The 18,305-nt window shown below is 68.0% G+C and carries 17 protein-coding genes; 14 read left to right on the top strand and 3 right to left on the bottom strand.

Features of this window, described 5'->3' with window-relative positions:
• The 14 genes from cbiE (at position 1) to EP380_RS04265 (ending at position 14,670) form a co-directional block, all read left to right on the top strand.
• On the top strand, positions 1-1,245 hold the full coding sequence (cbiE, locus tag EP380_RS04330) for a precorrin-6y C5,15-methyltransferase (decarboxylating) subunit CbiE (protein ID WP_127596979.1): 1,245 nt from the start codon (positions 1-3) through the stop codon (positions 1,243-1,245).
• Positions 1,242-1,628: a cobalamin biosynthesis protein gene (locus tag EP380_RS04325; RefSeq protein WP_164749758.1), complete on the top strand. Its 387-nt coding sequence runs from the start codon at positions 1,242-1,244 to the stop codon at positions 1,626-1,628. Before cbiE ends, EP380_RS04325 begins: the two co-directional genes overlap by 4 nt.
• Positions 1,625-2,389, top strand: a complete 765-nt coding sequence (gene cobM, locus EP380_RS04320) for a precorrin-4 C(11)-methyltransferase (RefSeq protein ID WP_127596975.1) — start codon at positions 1,625-1,627, stop codon at positions 2,387-2,389. Before EP380_RS04325 ends, cobM begins: the two co-directional genes overlap by 4 nt.
• Positions 2,386-3,189 (top strand): uroporphyrinogen-III C-methyltransferase, encoded by an 804-nt coding sequence (cobA, locus tag EP380_RS04315; RefSeq protein ID WP_127596973.1) that lies wholly within the window; start codon positions 2,386-2,388, stop codon positions 3,187-3,189. The genes cobM and cobA overlap by 4 nt, the downstream gene beginning before the upstream one ends.
• A complete protein-coding gene (locus EP380_RS04310; RefSeq protein ID WP_127596971.1) occupies positions 3,186-4,502 on the top strand; it encodes a cobyrinic acid a,c-diamide synthase CobB in 1,317 nt (438 codons plus the stop codon). Before cobA ends, EP380_RS04310 begins: the two co-directional genes overlap by 4 nt.
• 2 nt (positions 4,503-4,504) lie before the next feature.
• Positions 4,505-5,272 carry an adenosylcobinamide-GDP ribazoletransferase gene (gene cobS, locus EP380_RS04305; RefSeq protein ID WP_127596969.1) on the top strand — a complete coding sequence of 256 codons (768 nt, stop codon included), beginning with the start codon at positions 4,505-4,507 and terminating at the stop codon, positions 5,270-5,272.
• 16 nt (positions 5,273-5,288) lie between these two features.
• Positions 5,289-6,302, top strand: coding sequence for a nicotinate-nucleotide--dimethylbenzimidazole phosphoribosyltransferase (gene cobT / locus EP380_RS04300; protein ID WP_127596967.1), 1,014 nt, complete (start codon positions 5,289-5,291; stop codon positions 6,300-6,302).
• Positions 6,303-6,320: 18 nt separating this feature from the next.
• The gene (cobF, locus tag EP380_RS04295) at positions 6,321-7,088 is read left to right on the top strand and encodes a precorrin-6A synthase (deacetylating) (protein WP_106572451.1); all 768 of its coding nucleotides are present in this window, start codon (positions 6,321-6,323) and stop codon (positions 7,086-7,088) included.
• A gap of 220 nt (positions 7,089-7,308) precedes the next feature.
• On the top strand, positions 7,309-8,259 hold the full coding sequence (dctP, locus tag EP380_RS04290; protein WP_127596965.1) for a TRAP transporter substrate-binding protein DctP: 951 nt from the start codon (positions 7,309-7,311) through the stop codon (positions 8,257-8,259).
• 27 nt (positions 8,260-8,286) lie between these two features.
• A complete protein-coding gene (locus tag EP380_RS04285) occupies positions 8,287-8,784 on the top strand; it encodes a TRAP transporter small permease (protein ID WP_127596963.1) in 498 nt (165 codons plus the stop codon).
• Between the two features lie 119 nt (positions 8,785-8,903).
• The gene (locus EP380_RS04280; protein WP_127596961.1) at positions 8,904-10,220 is read left to right on the top strand and encodes a TRAP transporter large permease; all 1,317 of its coding nucleotides are present in this window, start codon (positions 8,904-8,906) and stop codon (positions 10,218-10,220) included.
• A gap of 103 nt (positions 10,221-10,323) precedes the next feature.
• Positions 10,324-12,483 carry a thiamine pyrophosphate-dependent enzyme gene (locus EP380_RS04275; protein ID WP_127596959.1) on the top strand — a complete coding sequence of 720 codons (2,160 nt, stop codon included), beginning with the start codon at positions 10,324-10,326 and terminating at the stop codon, positions 12,481-12,483.
• The gene (locus EP380_RS04270) at positions 12,480-14,090 is read left to right on the top strand and encodes an indolepyruvate oxidoreductase subunit beta family protein (protein ID WP_127596957.1); all 1,611 of its coding nucleotides are present in this window, start codon (positions 12,480-12,482) and stop codon (positions 14,088-14,090) included. Before EP380_RS04275 ends, EP380_RS04270 begins: the two co-directional genes overlap by 4 nt.
• A 37-nt stretch (positions 14,091-14,127) precedes the next feature.
• Positions 14,128-14,670, top strand: coding sequence for a MarR family winged helix-turn-helix transcriptional regulator (locus tag EP380_RS04265; RefSeq protein ID WP_106572457.1), 543 nt, complete (start codon positions 14,128-14,130; stop codon positions 14,668-14,670).
• A gap of 100 nt (positions 14,671-14,770) precedes the next feature.
• Here the strand turns inward: EP380_RS04265 and EP380_RS04260 are convergent, their stop codons facing one another.
• The 3 genes from EP380_RS04260 to EP380_RS04250 all read right to left on the bottom strand — a co-directional run bounded on the left by EP380_RS04260 (position 14,771) and on the right by EP380_RS04250 (position 18,281).
• Complete coding sequence (locus EP380_RS04260; protein WP_127596955.1) at positions 14,771-15,856, bottom strand: cyclase family protein; 1,086 nt, start codon at positions 15,854-15,856, stop codon at positions 14,771-14,773.
• Between the two features lie 176 nt (positions 15,857-16,032).
• On the bottom strand, positions 16,033-17,481 hold the full coding sequence (locus tag EP380_RS04255; RefSeq protein WP_127596952.1) for an aldehyde dehydrogenase family protein: 1,449 nt from the start codon (positions 17,479-17,481) through the stop codon (positions 16,033-16,035).
• Between the two features lie 32 nt (positions 17,482-17,513).
• A complete protein-coding gene (locus EP380_RS04250; protein WP_106572459.1) occupies positions 17,514-18,281 on the bottom strand; it encodes a sugar isomerase domain-containing protein in 768 nt (255 codons plus the stop codon).
• Positions 18,282-18,305: the final 24 nt, after the last annotated feature.

Genomic DNA, 18,305 nt, shown 5'->3' with positions numbered 1-18,305 from the left:
ATGCCATCTAGCGATCCACGCCCGATCAGCTCAACCGAAAAACGCTGGCTGACGATCGTCGGCATCGGCGAAGACGGGCTCGACGGGCTCGCGCCGCAGGCGCTGCGCGCGATCGCGACGGCCGAACATGTTTTCGGCGGCCGGCGGCACCTGAAGCTCGCCGCGGGTCGGATCGCCGGTGTCGCCCACCCCTGGCCTTCGCCGTTCGGTGCGGCAATGGCGGCGGTCTGCGCGCTACGCGGTCAAGAGGTCTGCGTGCTCGCCTCGGGCGATCCTTTCTGCCACGGCGTCGGGGCAACGCTGGCGCGCCATCTTCCGGCCTGCGAGATGACGGTGCTGCCCGCGCCCTCGGCGTTCAGCCTGGCGGCGGCGCGGCTGGGCTGGGCGCTCCAGGACGTCGATACGGTATCGCTGCACGGCCGTCCGGTCGACTATCTGCGCCCGCTGCTGCAGCCGGGCCGGCGCGTCCTGGCGCTGACCTCGGACGAGACCGGCCCCGAAGAGATCGCCGAATTGCTGCGGACCGACGGGTTTTCCCGATCACGGATGACCGTGCTGGAAGCGCTCGGCGGCCCGGCGGAGCGGATCACGACACTCAACGCCGGCGCGGCCCTGCCCGAGACGATCAACCCGCTCAACCTGGTCGCCATCGAGCCCGTGGCCGACGCCAATGCCAGGCTTTTGCCGCGCGCCGCCGGCCTCGACGACGCGCTGTTCGTGCATGACGGCCAGATCACCAAACGCGAGATCCGCGCGCTGACCCTGTCGGCGCTGGCCCCGCTGCGCGGCCAATTGTTGTGGGATGTCGGCGCGGGGTCCGGCTCGGTGGCCATCGAATGGATGCTGGCCGATCCGGCCATGCGCGCTATCGCGGTCGAATCCGATCCGGCCCGCGCCGAAACCATCCGCCACAATGCGCGGCGCATCGGTGTGCCGGCGCTCGCAGTGGCGGAAGGTGCTGCGCCGGACGCGCTTGCCGGCCTGGAACCGCCCGATGCGGTCTTCGTCGGCGGCGGCGGCACGCTGCCGGGCGTGATGGAAACGGCAATGAAGGCGCTGAAACCGGGCGGACGGCTGGTCGCAAACGCGGTGACCCTGGAGATGGAAGCCCGGCTGTTGGCATTGCGCGTGCGCCACGGCGGCACCCTGACCAGGCTGTCGGTGGAACGCGCCGGAGCGGTCGGCACGATGACGGCCTGGCGGCCGGCCATGCCGATCGTGCAATGGACATGGAGCAAGCCATGATCGTGGCGGGTTTGGGCTGCCGACGCGGGGTGTCGGCCAACGACGTTCTGGCCGCGGTCGAGGCCGGCATGACACGGGCCGGGCTGTCCGGCACGATGCCCGACATGCTTGCGACCGGGACAATGAAGCGCGACGAACGCGCTATCGGCGAAGCCGGCGCACGGATCGAGCGGACGGTGGTTCTGGTCGACGGGCCGGCGCTCGCCGCCGTCGAACCGGCGCTGGTGACGCGCTCGGCCGCCTCGCGCAAGGCGAGCGGATCGTCCTCGCTGGCCGAGGCGGCAGCGCTGGCGGCCGCAGGCCCCGGCGCGAAACTGCTCGCGCCGCGCACGATTTTCGGCGCGGTGACCTGCGCCGTCGCGCAAGCCGGAGGCCGGCGATGACGGTGCACTTCATCGGCGCGGGCCCCGGCGCGGCCGACCTGATCACGGTACGCGGCCGCGACCTGATCGCGCGCTGTCCGGTCTGTCTCTACGCCGGCTCGATCGTGCCGCCTGCTCTTCTGGAGCATTGTCCGCCGGACGCGCTGGTGCGCGACACCGCGCCCTTGTCGCTTGACGAGATCGAGGCCGCCTTCGTCGACGCGCACGCCAAGGGCCAGGACGTCGCGCGCCTGCATTCGGGCGATCTGTCGGTGTGGAGCGCCGTCGCCGAGCAGATGCGCCGGCTCGACAAAAGGGGCATCGCCTATACACTCACGCCCGGCGTGCCGGCCTTTTCGGCCGCCGCCGCGGCGCTCGGGCGCGAGCTGACCATACCGGAGGTCGCGCAAAGCCTGGTGCTGACGCGCGTCTCGGGCCGCGCTTCCAAGATGCCGCCGGGCGAAAGCTTGCAGGTCTTCGGCGCGAGCGGCGCCACGCTGGCCATCCATCTCGCCATCCATGCGCTCGACCGGGTGGTGGCGGAACTGACCCCGCTCTACGGCCCCGATTGCCCGGTGGCGGTGGTGGCGCATGCGAGTTGGCCGCAGGAGCGTATCGTTCGCGGCAGCCTCGCCACAATCGCACGCCAAATCGCCGACGACCCGATCGAACGCACGGCGATCATCTTTGTCGGTCCCGGCCTGGCGGCCGAGGATTTCCGCGAGAGCGCGCTATACGACGCGGCCTATCAGCGCCGTTTCAGGGGACGGGAGGCGATATGAGCATCGAGAACGCGATCGGCCGGCTGGCGCCCGAAATCGTCGAGTTCAAGGTCGGCCAGGTCTGGCTTGCCGGGGCGGGCCCGGGCAATGCCGGCCAGCTTACGCTCGACGTGGTTTCCGCGCTCGCCCAGGCCGACGCGATCGTCTACGACGCGCTGGTCGACCCGTCGATCCTCAAGGCGGCGCAAGATGCCGACCTGCATTTCGTCGGCAAGCGCGGCGGCAAGCCCTCGACCCCACAGGACGACATCACCGCGCTGTTGATCGCGCTCGCCGGCCGAGGCAAGCGCGTCCTGCGGCTGAAGGGCGGCGACCCCTACGTGTTCGGACGCGGCGGCGAGGAGGCAATGGCGCTTGCCCGGGCCGGAATCCCGTTCCGCATCCTGCCGGGCGTCACCTCCGCCTTCGGCGCCCTGGCGAGCGCCGGCATTCCCGCCACCATGCGCGGCCTGAACAAGGCGATCATCCTGGCGACCGGCCACGCCGCCGGCGAACCGGAGGATCTCGACTGGGCGGCGCTCGCCCGCACCGGCCAGCCGATCGTGGTCTATATGGGACTGAGACGGCTCGAGACGATTGCCGCGGCCCTGATGGCGGGCGGCCTGTCGGCGACGACGCCGGCTGCGGTGATCGCGGCCGCCACGACCGAGGGCGAAACCGTGCTGGTGTCGACATTGGCCGCAATCGCGCGCGAGGCGGCCACTTGCGGCATCGCCTCGCCGGCGCTGATCGTGGTCGGCGAGATCGTGTCGATGCGCGCCGAACTCGGTCAGTTCGTCAAGCTGGTCAAAAGCGCATGACCGCGCGCGCCTTGATGATCGGCGCCGCCCGCTCGGGTTCCGGCAAGACCAGCGTCACCATAGGCCTGCTGCGCGCCCTCAGCCGGCGCGGTATCGCCGTCAGGGGTGCCAAATCCGGACCGGACTATATCGATCCCGGCTTCCACGCGGCCGCCACGGGACGACCCGGCGTCAATCTCGACAGTTGGGCGATGCCGCCCGCCCTGCTCGACGCGCTGACGGGAACGGCCGCGCATGGCGGCGATCTGGTGATCGTGGAAAGCGCGATGGGGCTTTTCGACGGCATCCGCGCCGAGCCCGGCCGCACGGGTGCCGCGTCGGATTTGGCGCGGCGCTACGGCGTGCCGGTGCTTCTGGTGCTCGACGTGTCCGGCCAGTCGCAGACCGCCGCCGCGATCGCGCGCGGCTTTGCCAGCCACGACCCGCAGGTCCGGATCGCCGGCGTGATCCTCAACCAGGTCGCAAGTCCCCGGCACGAGACCTATGTGCGCGAAGCGCTGGAGGATATCGGCATCGAGGTGGTGGGCGTCATCTACCGCAATCCCGAAATGGCGTTGCCGGAACGCCATCTCGGCCTGGTGCAGGCAAGCGAGCACGCGGCCATCGACGCCTTTATCGAGCGGCTGGCCGACACGATGGAAAAATCGATCGATCTCGACCGGGTCATGGACCTTGCCGGCCCGTTCGCGCCTGCTTCCGACGGCGACGCCACAGCGAACCTGCCTCCGCCCGGACAGCGGGTCGCGATTGCCCGCGACGCGGCGTTTTCTTTCGTCTACCCGCATGTGCTGGCTGCTTGGCACGCTGACGGGGTCGACATCCTGCCGTTTTCGCCGCTCGCCGACGAGGCACCGGACGAAACCGCCGATGCGTGCTGGCTGCCCGGGGGCTATCCGGAGTTGCACGCCGCCCAACTTGGCGCGGCCACCCGTTTCAGGGACGGCATGCACGCCTTCGCCGCGACCAGGCCCGTCCATGGCGAGTGCGGCGGCTTCATGGTGCTCGGGCGGGCAATCGAAGATGCCGACGGTGCCGGCCACGCCATGCTCGGCCTGCTCGGCCACGAAACCAGCTTTGCCAAGCGCAAGATCAATCTCGGCTATCGGCAGGCGCGGCTGCGTTGCGACTGCGCCATCGGTCGGGCCGGCGACACGGTGCGCGGTCACGAATTTCATTACGCGCGCGTCACCCAGGCGGGCGACGACGAGGCCCTGGCCGACATCGCCGACGGCGCCGGCAATCCGCTCGGCCTATCGGGCGCGCGGCGCGGTACCGTCACGGGCACGTTCTTTCACGCGATCGCGAGGGCCTGACAATGGCGGGACTTCCCCGTTCGGACGAGATTTTGGCCGATATGGCAACCGCGCTCAGCTTTTTCACACGCCTGCCGGTTCCGTTTTCGACAGATGCCGGGCGCTCGCTGTCGCAAAGCCTGTGGGCCGCACCGCTGGCCGGGCTGGCGGTCGCGCTGACCGGTTGGCTGGCCTTCGTCGTCGCGCTGTGGCTCGGCCTTTTCACCGACATCGCGGCACTCGTGGCGCTTGGTGCGATGCTCGTGGTCACCGGCGCCCTGCACGAGGACGGGCTTGCCGATGTCGTGGACGGCTTCGGCGGCGGACGCGAGCGCGAGGCAAAACTCGCCATCATGCGCGACAGCCGCATCGGCACCTATGGCGTATGCGCGCTCACACTCAGCCTGATCGCACGCTGGCTTGCTCTCGCCGCGCTGGTGACGCCCGGCGAGGCGCTTGCCGGCCTCGTCGCCGCGCACATGGCCTCGCGCGCGCTGTTGCCTGCCTTCATGCGCCTAGTGCCGAATGCGCGCCACGACGGACTGTCGGCCGGCGCCGGCGACGTCGACACGCGCACCGTCCAGATCGCCGCCCTGTTGGGCGCGGTGGCGCTGCTGTTGCTGGGCCTTGCCGGTGCGGTCATGGCCGCCCTGGCGCTCACGCTGTGGGTCTTCTGTCTGCGGCGGATCGCCATGCGCCAGATCGGCGGACGCACCGGCGATGTTTTGGGCGCCCTGCAGCAGGGCGGCGAAATCATCGTGCTGGTGACCGCCTGCGCCATGCTCGCTTGAGCCCACGGGAGTTTTCATGAACGGCTTTTCGACGCTCGCCCATCTCAAGGCCGCCTGCCGCGACCTGCCCGAAGCCGATCCCGGTGCCGACGAGGCGGCGCGGGCGCGCCAGGGGCAGTTGACCAAACCGCCCGGCAGTCTCGGCCGGCTGGAGGACATGGCGGTATGGCTCGCCGGCTGGCAGGGGCGCGAAAAACCCCGACTCGACCGGGTCGAGGTGATCGTGTTCGCCGGCTCGCACGGCATCACCGCGCGCGGCGTCTCGGCCTTTCCGGCCGAGGTGACCGCACAGATGGTGGCGAATTTCTCCGCCGGCGGCGCGGCCATCAACCAGCTCGCCCACGCCGCCGGCGCGGGGCTGAAAGTGGTGCCGCTTTCAATCGACAGACCGACGGTCGATTTCACCGGAGCTCCGGCGATGAACGAGGCCGCGTTTCTCGCCGCGGTCTCGACCGGTTACGCGGCGGTCACGCCCGGCACCGACCTGATCGCGCTCGGCGAAATGGGGATCGGCAACACGACCGCGGCCGCGGCACTGGCCGCGGCGCTGTTCGGCGGCACCGGCGCCGATTGGGCCGGACGCGGCACCGGCGTCGACGACGCCGGGCTGCAACGCAAGGCGGCCGTGATCGACGCAGGGCTCGCCCGGCACGGCGAGCGCCGCGCCGACCCGCTCGGCCTGCTCGCCGCGCTCGGCGGGCGCGAACTGGCTGCGATCTTCGGCGCGACGCTTGCAGCCCGGCATCACCGCATTCCCGTCGTTCTGGACGGGTTCGTGTGCACCGCCGCCGCCGCGCCGCTTGGAAGATTGCATGCGCGCGGCCTCGCGCACGCCGTCGCCGGCCATGTCTCGGCCGAGGCCGGGCACCGGCGACTGCTCGAGGCGGTCGGGCTGTCGCCGCTGCTCGATCTCGGCATGCGGCTCGGCGAGGCTTCCGGCGCCTGCGTGGCGCTCACGATCCTGCACGCGGCGGCCGCCTGTCACGCGGGTATGGCCACCTTCGCCGAGGCCGGCGTTTCCGACGGCTGAGACGGAGAACCTGGTATCATGCGCACCCTTCTTGTGATCGGCATCGGCGCCGGCGACCCGGACCAGATGACGGTTCAGGCGATCAAGGCGCTGAACAGGGCCGAGGTCGTTTTCATCCCAGCCAAACAGGGCAAGGACGGGCTCGCCGAACTGCGCCGCGAGATCTGCCGGCGTTTCATGACCCGCGAGAACTGGCGCGAGGTCGGCTACGAGGTACCGAAACGCGCGGAGCCCGAGCCGTCCTACCGGCAAAGCGTCGACGACTGGCACGCGGCGATCGGGGTGACCTGGGAACGGCTGCTGGACGAGGAACTCGACGAGAACGGCTGCGCGGCGCTGCTCGTGTGGGGCGATCCCTCGCTCTACGATTCGACGCTGCGCATTGTCGACCACCTGGCGCGGCGCGGCCGCATCGCTTTCGAGTACGAGGTCTTTCCCGGCATCACCAGCGTCCAGGCCCTGGCGGCGCAACACCGGATTCCGTTGAATACGATCGGCGGTCCGGTCCACATCACCACCGGCCGACGCCTGTCGGAAAAATTTCCCGCCGACGCCGACAGCGTCGTCGTCATGCTCGACGGCGTGCAGGCCTTCCGCGGCGTGCCGCCGGACAATGTCGACATCTACTGGGGCGCCAATCTGGGTACCGACAGCGAAAGCGCAATCGCCGGACCGCTTGGCGAAAAGGCCGATGCGATTTCACAGGCCCGCGCGACCGCCCGCGACAAGGCGGGCTGGGTGATGGACACCTATCTCTTGCGCAAGCGCGCGCCCGACACCGACTGAACCGACAGACGGCACACCGCCCTTCACGCCCCGCCGACAGGCCCGCCCTGCCCCGGTCGCCAGGCCCCGCCCTGCGTCACGACCGGCCGGGCCGGACGACACGCGCGCCGTGCGAATTTCGCCGGCAACACGCCGCGCATGGTTGACGGGCGCGCGGAGCCTCACTAACAAATATGTAAATGAATATAATTTGGTCCAAACGGACCGCAGGGAGGAAAGCATGAAAAAGACACTCGCACTGACCGCCGCCTTCGCGATGCTGGCCGGCTCGGCCGCAGCCGAAGAGGTGACATTGAAGGCGGCGAGCGCCTTCGCGACCGGAACGACCTTCGCGCGGCCGTTTGCGGCCTTCGTCGACTGGGTCAACGAAAACGGCAAGGGCGTGCTGCAGATCAACGTGGTCGGCGGACCGGAGGCGGTGCCGCCCTTCGAGCTCGGCAACGCGGTGTCTTCGGGCGTCGTCGACCTGGCCAACAACACCGCCGCCTTCTACACAAACCTGCTGCCGGAAGGCGACGCGTTGAAGCTCGCCACCAACACGATCCAGGAGCAGCGGGAAAACGGCTGCTACGACATCATCGACGAGATGCACCAGTCGGCGATGAACGTGAAATATCTGGCGCGCACCGGCGACAACGTCAATTTCCACCTCTATCTGACCAAGCCGATCGAGAAGCCGGACCTCAACGGCCTGACCATCCGCACCACGCCGGTCTATCAGGCGATGTTCAAGGCGCTCGGCGCCAATCTGGTGCGCACCGCGCCGGGTGAAGTCTACACCGCGCTCGAGCGCGGCGCGATCGACGGCTATGGCTGGCCGATCCAGGGCGTGCTCGATCTCGGCTGGGACGAGCAGACGAAATACCGGGTCGATCCGGGTTTCTATCAGGTCGACGTCAACGTGATCGTCAATCTCGACACCTGGAACGGGCTCGGCGACGAGCAAAAGGCGCTTCTGGAAAAGGCGGCCGCGTGGATCGAGGCCAAGAACGCCGACAATCTCGACATCAACGCCAAGGAGGCCGCCGCGCAGGCCGAAGCCGGTATCGAGGTGATCGAATTCTCCGGCGCCGACCGCGAAGCCTGGCTGAATGCGGCGCAGGACGAAGGCTGGGCCGCGATCGCCGAGATCAATGCCGAGGCGGCCGACAAGCTCAAGGCCTGCTTCTGACCGGGATCGGTCGACGGATCGGCACCGATGCGGGCACTGACATCGCTTTATCGGATCGTGGTCCAGGCGCTCGCCATCGCAGCGGGCGCCATTCTCGCCGCCATAGCTCTCGCGATCGCGCTCGACGTGGCGCTGAGGACGTGCTGCACCAGCGCTATCCACGGCCTGACCGACATGACCGAGCACGGCATCGCGGCGGCAACCTTCCTGGCGGCGCCGTGGGTGTTGATGAAGAATGCCCATGTGGCGGTCGACCTGGTGGTCATGCTGTTGCCGACGCGCACGCGGCTGCGCCTCGACCTGGTCATGAACGTCGTCGGCGCCGGGGTCTCGGCCGCGTTTTCCTGGTATCTGCTGCAGGCCCTGACGAGCGCCCTGCAGCGCGGCTCGATGGTGCGCGGCATCATCGTCGTACCCGAATGGATGACGTTCGCCGCACCGGCAGCCTGCACCCTGCTGCTAGCGATCGGCTTCGCGCTCAGGATTGGCACTGTCCCCGAAAAACGCAGCGCGACAGGGCTTTAGGGTCTTTCATGCACAAAATGATTCAAGTTCGGTTCGCGGCGAATGCGTCGCGCAGCGCGACGGACGGGACCGGTCTTTCAGACCGAGCGTCGTGCGACGGCCGCATGGAGCGCTAGCGCATGGATTGGCCATTGATCCTGCTCTTGATGCTCGGCGGTCTGGTCGCGCTGCTGGCCGCCGGCCTGCCGGTCGCCTTCGCCTTCATCGCGGTCAACCTCGTCGGCGCGTTCGTCATTCTCGGCGGCGAGATCGGCCTGGTGCAGATGGCACGCAACTCGGTCCAGTCGATCACCAGCTTTCAGCTCACGCCGATCCCGCTGTTCATTCTGATGGGCGAGATCCTGTTCCAGACGCGAGTCGCCCACAGCGCCATTGACGCGGTCGAACGCGTGGTGACGCGTATTCCCGGCCGGTTGTCGATCGTGACCGTATTCGCCGGCACGATCTTCGCCGCGCTGTCCGGCTCGACCATCGCCAACACCGCCATGCTTGGCTCGACGCTTTTGCCCTCCATGCTCAAGCGCGGCTATCATCCCACGCTCGCCTTGGGGCCGATCATGGCCTCCGGCGCGATCGCGATGCTGATCCCGCCCTCGGCACTGGCCGTACTGGTCGGCAGCCTGGCCGGCATCTCGATCGCCGGGCTTTTGGTCGCCGGCATCGTTCCAGCACTGATCCTGTCGCTCGCCTTCGTGGCCATCATCGTCGTGTCGGCGCTGCTACGGCCGGAACTCGCCCCCCAGGACGAGCTGCCGCCGATGTCGGCCTGGGAGCGGTGGAAGCCGTTCGTCACCCATGTGCTGCCGCTGTCGGGCATCTTCGTCGTCGTCATCGGCAGCCTGCTGGCCGGGCTCGCCACACCGACCGAGTCGGCCGCGCTCGGCTGCATCGCGGCGGTCGCGGCCGGCGCCGGCTACCGCTCGCTCAGCCTGAAGAACCTGTCGGTGGCGGTGATGGAAACGGTAAAACTGTCGGTGATGATCCTGTTCATCATCGCCGCCAGCCAGACCTTTAGCCAGATCCTGTCCTTCAGCGGCGCGACCAACGGCCTAATCAACCTGATCCAGACGATGGAATTGTCGTCGCTGCAGATCCTGATCGGCATGATCCTGATCCTGCTTTTTCTCGGCTGCTTCGTCGACCAGGTGAGCATGTTGATGGTCACCATCCCCGTTTTCGTGCCGTTGGCCCGCGCCGTCGGCATCGACGATTTGATCCTGGGGGTGATGTATCTGCTGACCATGGAAATCGCGCTTCTGACGCCGCCGTTCGGCCTGTTGCTGTTCGTCATGCAGGGTGTGTCGCCAAGCTGGATCAAAATGCGCCATATCTACGTCGCGGTGACGCCGTTCGTGATCACCAAGCTGATCGTACTGATCCTGGTGCTCGCCTTTCCTGCGCTCGGAACCTGGCTGCCGGCCCAACTCGGCCGCTGAGCGGAAACGATCCGGCAACCGGTTTGACCCGGCCTTCGCGAGAGGCAATAATATATGCAGATGAATATAATTCTTCCTACCGATCACAGGGGAGGTCGTACCGATGGCTGAACGCTCCTTCGCCAAGGAAGTCGAGAAGCTACGTCTGGGCGACGGCGAAACCTTTCATGGCGAAGGCATCCTCGCCATCACCAAGGCGCTGCTGCAATGCGGCGTGGGTTATGTCGGCGGCTATCAGGGCGCACCGATCTCCCACCTGATGGACGTGCTCGCCGACGCGCAGGACATTCTGGCCGAGCTCGGCGTACGCTACGAGGCCAATGCATCGGAATCGGCGGCCGCCGCCATGCTGGCCGCCTCGGTGCACTATCCCATCCGCGGCGCCGTCGCCTTCAAATCGACGGTCGGCACCAACGTCGCCTCCGACGCCCTCGCCAATCTTGCATCGGGCGGGGTGACCGGCGGCGCGCTGGTCATCGTCGGCGAGGATTACGGCGAAGGCTCCTCCATCATGCAGGAGCGCAGCCACGCCTTCGCGATGAAATCGCAGATATGGCTTCTCGATCCGCGCCCCAACCTGCCGTCGATCGTCAAGGCGGTCGAGGACGGGTTCGAACTTTCCGAGGCCACCAACACGCCAGTGATGCTGGAGGTACGCATTCGCGCCTGCCACCTCTATGGCGCGTTCGAGACCAAGGCCAACCGCCGCCCGCCACTGACCGTACGCGAGGCTGTCGACGCTCCGCGCCGCCAGACGGATCGCATCGTCCTGCCGCCGGCCGCCTTCGCCCACGAGCAGGAAAAGATCGCCAAACGCTGGCCGGCCGCCCAGGCCTTCATCAAGGAGCACGGCCTGAACGAATTTTTCGGGCCGCAGGCGGGCAAGGTCGGCATCATACTGCAGGGCGGCATGTACAATTCCGTCGTGCGCGCACTGCAGCGGTTGGGACTGGCCGACATTAACGGCGACACCGAGGTGCCGCTCTATGTGCTCAACGTCACCTATCCGCTGATCGACGACGAGATCGCGGCGTTCTGCGCCGGCAAGGACGCGGTGCTGGTCGTCGAGGAGGGCCAGCCCAACTATATCGAGCAGGCGATCGGCGCCATGCTGCATGCCGGCGGCGCCCCGACCCGCGTGATCGGCAAGACGGCGCTGCCGATGGCCGGCGAATATACCGGCCAGGTCATGCTCGACGGCGTCGGTCGCTTCCTGCGCGAAAACGGCCCCGGGATGCTGGCGCCCGAGCACCGGGCGCCGAACCGCCCACGGGAGCCGCAGCCCGCGCCGGAGCTGGCCGAGATCGTGCCGCAGCGCCCGCCCGGCTTTTGTACCGGTTGCCCGGAACGGCCGATCTTCGCGGCCATGAAACTGGTCGAGCAGGAGCACGGCAAGCATCAGATCGCCGCCGATATCGGCTGCCACCTGTTCTCGATCCTGCCGCCGTTCGAGATCGGCGGCACCACGATGGGCTACGGCCTCGGCCCGGCCTCCAATGCCGCCTTTCACGGCGGCGGCGGCAAACGGCCGATCTCGATCATCGGCGATGGCGGTTTCTGGCACAATGGCCTGTCGTCGAGCATCGGCAACGCGGTCTACAACGAGGCCGATGGTGTCATTCTGATCGTCGACAACTATTACTCCGCGGCCACCGGCGGGCAGGACGTGCTGTCGTCGAGGGCCGAGAACCGTTCCAAATCGACCAACCATCCGATCGCCGACGCGGTCCGGGGGGTCGGCGTCAAATGGGTGCGCCAGATCGACCGCACCTACGATGTCGGCAAGATGCGCGACACGCTGGCCGAAGCACTGACGACGCCGGAAAAAGGGCCGAAGGTGATCGTCGCCTCGTCGGAATGCATGCTCAACCGCCAGCGCCGCGAAAAGCCACTGATGGCCAAGGCGGTCAAGGACGGCAAGCGGGTGGTCAAGCCGCGCTTCGGCGTCGACGAGGACGTGTGCACGGGCGATCACGCCTGTATGCGGCTGTCGGGCTGCCCCTCACTCAGCGTCAAGACGCTCGACGACCCGCTGCGCGACGATCCCGTCGCCGCGATCGACCAAACCTGCGTGGGCTGCGGCAATTGCGGCGAGGTCGCCGACGCCGCCGTGCTGTGCCCCTCCTTCTACCGGGCCGACGTCATCCGCAATCCCACCCGGTTGGAGCGTGCCATGACGCGGCTGCGGCAGCGCGCCACCCGCGCGCTCGCCGGCTGGCGCCAGCGCCGCCGCCTGACCTTCGCCGGAGACGCCGCAGCATGACCATCGCCATCGGTCCCGACGCGCCCCCGGCAATCCCGATTGCCGATCCGCACATCGTCAAGCTCGCCATCCTGGCCGTCGGCGGCCAGGGCGGCGGCGTGCTGTCCGACTGGATCGTCCAGGCGGCCGAGGAAAGCGGCTATGCGGTGCAGACCACCTCGGTGCCCGGCGTCGCCCAGCGCACCGGCGCCACGATCTACAGCATCGAAATGACGCCGCGCAGCGACAGGCTGCCGGTGCTGGCGCTGATGCCCTCGCCCGGCGACGTCGACATCGTGATCGCCGCCGAACTGATGGAGGCCGGACGCGCGGTGATGCGCGGCCTGGTCACGCCCGACCGCACCACGCTGATCGCCTCCACCCACCGCATGCTCGCCGTCTCGGAAAAGATCGTCGCCGGCAACGGCATCGCCGACGGCGACACGGTGCTCGCCACCGTCGAGGAGGCGGCCAAGCGGTTTATCGGCTTCGACATGGACAAGATCGCCGCCGAGGCCGGCACGATGATTTCGGCGAGCCTGTACGGCGCGCTCGCCGGGTCGGGCGCGCTGCCCTTCGAGCGGGCCGCGTTCGAGGCCGCGATCCGCAAAGGCGGGCGCGGGGTGGAGGCCAGCCTGCGCGCTTTCGAAACCGCTTTCGAGCGGGCGCGCAATGCGGACGCAACGGCCAATGCGGCCGATGATGCGCCGCAGGCGGTGGCGGGAATGGCCGCGCCCAGCGGACCGGCGCACCTGCTCGAACGCTGGCGCGACCTGTGCGAGCGGATTGCGGCCTATCCGCATGCCATGCGCGACATGGCCACGCGCGGACTGGCCAAGGTGGTCGATTTCCAGGATCTCGCCTATGGCGCGGCCTATCTCGAACGACTCGACGTGGTGCTGGCGGTCGACAAGGCTACCGGAGCCGATGGCCGGGAATGGGCGCTGTCGGTCACGGCGGCCAAGCATGTCGCCAACGCGATGGCCTATGACGACGTGATCCGCGTCGCCGACCGCAAGACCCGGGCCGACCGCTTCACGCGCATCAGGCGGGAAGTCGAAGCGCCCGCGGACGCGCTCGTGCAGGTGACCGAATTCATGCACCCGCGCGGCGAAGAGGTCTGTTCGATGCTGCCGGCGGGCCTCGGCCGGTTCGTCGAGGCGCGGCCGCGCCTGCTCGCCGGGCTCGACCGGATGGTCAATCGCGGCCGGCGCGTGCGCACCGATTCCCTGATCTGGTTCACCGTCTTGTTTACGCTCGCCGGACTGCGCCGCTGGCGGCGGCGGCTGTTGCGCCATGCCAAGGAAACCGCCCATATCGACGAATGGCTGACCCAGGCGCTGCACATGGCGCCGCAAAACTATGCCCTCGCGGTCGAGATCGTCGCATGCCGGCGCCTGATCAAGGGGTACAGCGACACGCATCAGCGCGGCCTATCGAAATTCGACCGGGTCCTGGCGACGGTGCCGCTGCTTGCGCCGCGCGACGACGGCGGCGACTGGCTGCGCCGGCTGCGCGAGGCCGCGCTGAAGGACGAAGACGGCAGCGCCCTAGACGGCGCCATCGAAACCGTGCGCTCCTTCGCGGAAACCGGTGACACGCTTGCGGCGCGCGTCAAAGCCGACTAGTCGGAGCCCCGTGGGTCAGGTGTAGTCAGGATTTTCAATGCGGGAGCGATCGGAACCGGAACAGACGGACGCGCAGCCGGACAGCGGCCGGCGGACCGTGCTGCTGGAAAACATCCTGCCCTATCTCATCAACCGGCTCGGCTTCCGGATGAGCCGGATGCTGAACCGCGACCTGCGCGCCTACGGCCTCGGCATCTCCGACTGGCGCGTTCTGGCGGTGCTGGATTCGGCGCGCGCGGTCACCATCAACGATCTTGCCGACTATGCGATGATCGAGCAGTCGACGCTGAGCCGGCTGGTGATGCGCATGGAGCAGCAATCGCTGGTGCGGCGCGAGCGCGGCGGTCCCGACGGACGTGTCGTCACCGTATCGATGACGGAGGACGGACGCCTTGCCTACGAGAAGGTGCGTGCCATGAGCCTTGCCCATGCCGAGCGCGTGGTGATGGGGTTTTCCGACCGGGAGAAGGCGGAGCTGAAAAAGGCGGTGCGCCGCATGACCCGTAATCTCGACAATTACGATATCGCCAAGGACGAGGCACCAGGCCAGCCGGCACGGATCGTTCCGCGCCGGCCCTGAGGTTCGTCTCCTGCACGACGACGGTGATGCAGTGAATCACCATCGTCGTCTATCATCTTGTTGCGACGCGGTTTTCAGGAACCGCTATCCGCTTTCAAGTTCACGCGCCCGGTACGCCGATGGAGACCGGCCGCACCGGCGAGCCCGAGCCGCCGCGCGAGCGCAGCGGCAGGATCATTGTGCACGAGGTCCACACCTTGTCGGCCGCCAGGTCGCCGAGCCGTGCGTTCTGGATCTGGTGGATGCCGGCCTCGGCCAGATTGAAGCTATGGATGGCGAAAGGCTGTCCATCCGGCACGCCCTCCGGCGGCCCCGCCTTGCCTTGCAGCGCGCCATCGTTGACCGGGTCGGTAAAGGGATTGTCGAGGGCGAGCAACACGATGCGCTTTTCGGCCAGATATTGCGCGGCGTCATAGGCCAATCCCGGGCCCATGCCGTAATAGGGCGTATCACCGGCCGGGTCCTGCCAATTCTCGCTCCAGCCGGTGTGGATGTAGACCACGTCGCCGGGCAGGATGCCGCGCTCGGCCAGCCCCTGGCTTTCAAGCATCGCCTCGATATCGGCAGTCGTCACCCGGTCGCCGGCGCCCAGCGCCTCGCCGCCATTGTGCGCCTTGGCGTCCAGCAGAACGGCCGAGGTGACGATCGGCGGCACGTGCTCTATGCCGAGCTTGAGCAGCGGCGAATCCGGCGCCGGCTTGACCTCGTCCTGGCTGTAGCCGCCATAATACTGCGCCGTGCCGGCCGGAAATTCGCCCTGGCCGTCCCAGGCCTTGGGCAGGATGGCGAAATGGCCGAGCGCGTCCATCTGCGTGCCCTGCGCGCCGGGCTCGCCGCTTTCGACCTGCTCGCCGTTGAAGGCGTGCAGGGTGCCGGGGATGCCGACCGTCGGGCGGTAAACATATTTAAGCGGCACGCCGAACGGCGACAACGGCATGGTGTTGGAGCGTTCGTGCGACAATTCGTAGGCCTTGGCGTCCGGCGCGGCCAGGTGCGCGGCACAGCGCAGCCACGTTCCCTGCCCGAGCGCGTTGGCCATGCCGACCTGGTCGCCCTCGCCCCAGGGCGGGCTCGGCACCATCGTCTTGGAGCGTTCGACGGCATCGGCCAGGCCGTCCGACTGCGCGAACGCACCGCCCGCACCGACAAGCGCGAGCGTCGCCACGACGCCCAGAAGCTTTTTCATGATGATCCTCCCTCGACTGTTCCGGGCGGGCTTTCTGCACGGCCGGTCACAATTATGTGCATTTACATATAATCAGGCCCACCGGCCGGAGTCGAGCGCGGCCGCGCATACAAAAAGGCGCGACCGGAACCGGCCGCGCCTCGTGTCCAAACGCAGGCTTCGAACGCGCAACGACCTCAGAACGCGGCGGGCAGCCGCATTTTGAGGTGTTTGGTTTCCAGAAAGGCGTCGAGGCCCTCCGGTCCGAGCTCACGCCCCATGCCGCTCATCTTCCAGCCGCCGAACGGCGCCTGCAGCTCGCTGGTGTCGTTGACGTTAACGCCGATCGCGCCGAATTCCAGCTTTTCGGCGATCGCCCACAACCGGCCGAGATCGCCGCCATAGAGATAGGCGGCAAGCCCGTATTCGAGCCCGTTGGCCATCGCCAGCATGTCCTCGACGCCGTCGAAGGGCGCGATCCCGACAAGCGGGCCGTAGGTCTCCTCGCTCATCGGCATGCTGTCGAGCGGCGCGTTGTCGATCACGGTGGGGCGATAGAAATGACCGTGGCCGAAGGCGCCGTCCTTGGGCGCGAACCCGCCGGCAAGCAGGGTCGCGCCCTTGTCGAGCGCGTCCTTCTTGTGCGCCTCGACGCGGCGGATGACGGACGGATTGAGCACCGGTCCATAAGCGACGCCGTCCTCGAGCCCGTTGCCGAGTTCGGTCGCCTCGGCGAGCGCGCCCAGGCAGTCGGCGAAATCGCGATGCACCTCGCGCGCCACCAGGATGCGGTTCACCGTAATGCAGATCTGGCCCATGTTGGAAAAGCCGCGCCGGTGGGCGGCCCTGGCCGCCGCCTCGATGTCGGCGTCGGGCATGACGATGAAGGGCGCATGGCCGCCGAGTTCGAGGCTGACTTTCTTCAGATTTCCGGCGGCGTTGCGCATGATGTCCTGGCCGGCCGCGATCGAGGCGGTGGCCGAGATCATGCGTATCTTGGGATGGCGCGACAAGGCGGCGCCGGCGACCGGGCCGAGCCCCGGCAGATCGGCGATCGCGCCTGCAGGCAGGCCCGCCTCGTGGAGGCAGTCGACAAACATGCCGATCGCGAATGGCGTTTCGTGCGGGCTCTTGACCACCAGCGGACAGCCGGCGGCGATTGCCGGGCCCACCTTCCAGCAATAAAGGTCGACCGGATAGTTCCACGGCACGATCGCCGCGCAGACGCCGACCGGGTGGCGGGTCACCAGATTGCGGATGTCCGGCGCCGAGGCCGGCCGCAACGAGCCGCCGAGGCGCACCGCCTCGCCGGCATAATAGCGCAGAACCTCGGCGCCGAAGCGGATCTCCTTGATATTGTCGGCGACCGGCTTGCCCTGCTCGCGGGTCAGGAGCACCGCCATGTCGTATTCGCGCTCGATCATCAGCGCGGCCGTGCGCTCGAGGATCGCCGCGCGCTCGCTGGCCGCCATTTCCGCCATCACCGGCGCGGCGGCAACGGCTGCCTCGACGGCTTGGTCGATATGGGTCTCGGCGGCCAGCAGCGTGGTGCCGACCGGTTTGCCGGTTGCGGGCTCGGCGATGTCGAAACGCTCGGCATCGTCGAAGAACCGCCATTGCCCGGCGATGAAAAATCCGCGTTGCATGGTCATTATCCCGATTGGTTGCTGTCGCCGGTTCAGCGCGCCTTCAGGCGGCGCCACAATTCGGCGTAGTTGCGGTCGTTCTGGGCGTCGGCGGCGGCCTTTTCGGTGGTGTTGGGCGAAACCATGACGAACGGCTTGACGCCGCGCCCGGCCAGTTTCTCGGCAGTGGCGGCGTTGATCGCCTGGCCGACGGCGATCGCGATCGAGGTCGAGGTGGCGCCCACCGCGCCCTCCACACCGTCGATGCGGATCGACGCGTCGCCCTTGGGCACGCCGGTGTCGATGACCACGTCGGCGAGCTCGAACAGGCGCTTGCCGCAGCTATGGCGCGAGGGCGTGCTGGAGGAATGCGGCACCGAGGTCACGCCGATCACCTTCATGCCGCGCGCCTTGGCGCCGACGGCGATGTCGAGCGTCACGGCGTTGAGGCCGGAATGGGAAAAGATCAGCATGGCGTCCTGCCCGTCAAGCTGGTGCGAGGCCAGGATCGCGTCGCCATAGCCTTCGCGGCTGTGGATGAAACGGTACTGGCGCGCGCCACCGTCGCCGAGCACGCGGTGGAAGGAGATCATCGTGCTTTCCACGATCGGCCGGAAGCCGGTGACGGTGCCGGTGCGCGGGAACATCTCCATGGCGGCGAACGAGCCGTGGCCGGTGCCGAAGGTGAAAACGAGCTTGTCGCGGGCAATCGCCTCGGCGCAGATTTCGGCGGCGGCCTCGATGGCTTCGGCCTGGGTTTCCATCACGGTGTTGAGCCGCTCGATGACGAGCGCGAAATAGTTTTGGGCAATCGTGGTCATGCGAAGCTCCGTTGGATCGATTGG

Source organism: Nitratireductor alexandrii, from assembly GCF_004000215.1.
Lineage (GTDB): Bacteria > Pseudomonadota > Alphaproteobacteria > Rhizobiales > Rhizobiaceae > Mangrovimarina > Mangrovimarina alexandrii.
This window is presented reverse-complemented; position numbering and strand designations above follow the sequence as displayed.

What these genes read in the sequence shown, in the direction of transcription:
- cbiE (WP_127596979.1), top strand. Translation starts at nt 1, where the DNA reads ATGCCATCTAGCGATCCACGCCCGATCAGCTCAACCGAAAAACGCTGG.
- EP380_RS04325 (WP_164749758.1), top strand. Translation starts at nt 1,242, where the DNA reads ATGATCGTGGCGGGTTTGGGCTGCCGACGCGGGGTGTCGGCCAACGAC.
- cobM (WP_127596975.1), top strand. Translation starts at nt 1,625, where the DNA reads ATGACGGTGCACTTCATCGGCGCGGGCCCCGGCGCGGCCGACCTGATC.
- cobA (WP_127596973.1), top strand. Translation starts at nt 2,386, where the DNA reads ATGAGCATCGAGAACGCGATCGGCCGGCTGGCGCCCGAAATCGTCGAG.
- EP380_RS04310 (WP_127596971.1), top strand. Translation starts at nt 3,186, where the DNA reads ATGACCGCGCGCGCCTTGATGATCGGCGCCGCCCGCTCGGGTTCCGGC.
- cobS (WP_127596969.1), top strand. Translation starts at nt 4,505, where the DNA reads ATGGCGGGACTTCCCCGTTCGGACGAGATTTTGGCCGATATGGCAACC.
- cobT (WP_127596967.1), top strand. Translation starts at nt 5,289, where the DNA reads ATGAACGGCTTTTCGACGCTCGCCCATCTCAAGGCCGCCTGCCGCGAC.
- cobF (WP_106572451.1), top strand. Translation starts at nt 6,321, where the DNA reads ATGCGCACCCTTCTTGTGATCGGCATCGGCGCCGGCGACCCGGACCAG.
- dctP (WP_127596965.1), top strand. Translation starts at nt 7,309, where the DNA reads ATGAAAAAGACACTCGCACTGACCGCCGCCTTCGCGATGCTGGCCGGC.
- EP380_RS04285 (WP_127596963.1), top strand. Translation starts at nt 8,287, where the DNA reads ATGCGGGCACTGACATCGCTTTATCGGATCGTGGTCCAGGCGCTCGCC.
- EP380_RS04280 (WP_127596961.1), top strand. Translation starts at nt 8,904, where the DNA reads ATGGATTGGCCATTGATCCTGCTCTTGATGCTCGGCGGTCTGGTCGCG.
- EP380_RS04275 (WP_127596959.1), top strand. Translation starts at nt 10,324, where the DNA reads ATGGCTGAACGCTCCTTCGCCAAGGAAGTCGAGAAGCTACGTCTGGGC.
- EP380_RS04270 (WP_127596957.1), top strand. Translation starts at nt 12,480, where the DNA reads ATGACCATCGCCATCGGTCCCGACGCGCCCCCGGCAATCCCGATTGCC.
- EP380_RS04265 (WP_106572457.1), top strand. Translation starts at nt 14,128, where the DNA reads ATGCGGGAGCGATCGGAACCGGAACAGACGGACGCGCAGCCGGACAGC.
- EP380_RS04260 (WP_127596955.1), bottom strand. Translation starts at nt 15,856, where the DNA reads ATGAAAAAGCTTCTGGGCGTCGTGGCGACGCTCGCGCTTGTCGGTGCG.
- EP380_RS04255 (WP_127596952.1), bottom strand. Translation starts at nt 17,481, where the DNA reads ATGCAACGCGGATTTTTCATCGCCGGGCAATGGCGGTTCTTCGACGAT.
- EP380_RS04250 (WP_106572459.1), bottom strand. Translation starts at nt 18,281, where the DNA reads ATGACCACGATTGCCCAAAACTATTTCGCGCTCGTCATCGAGCGGCTC.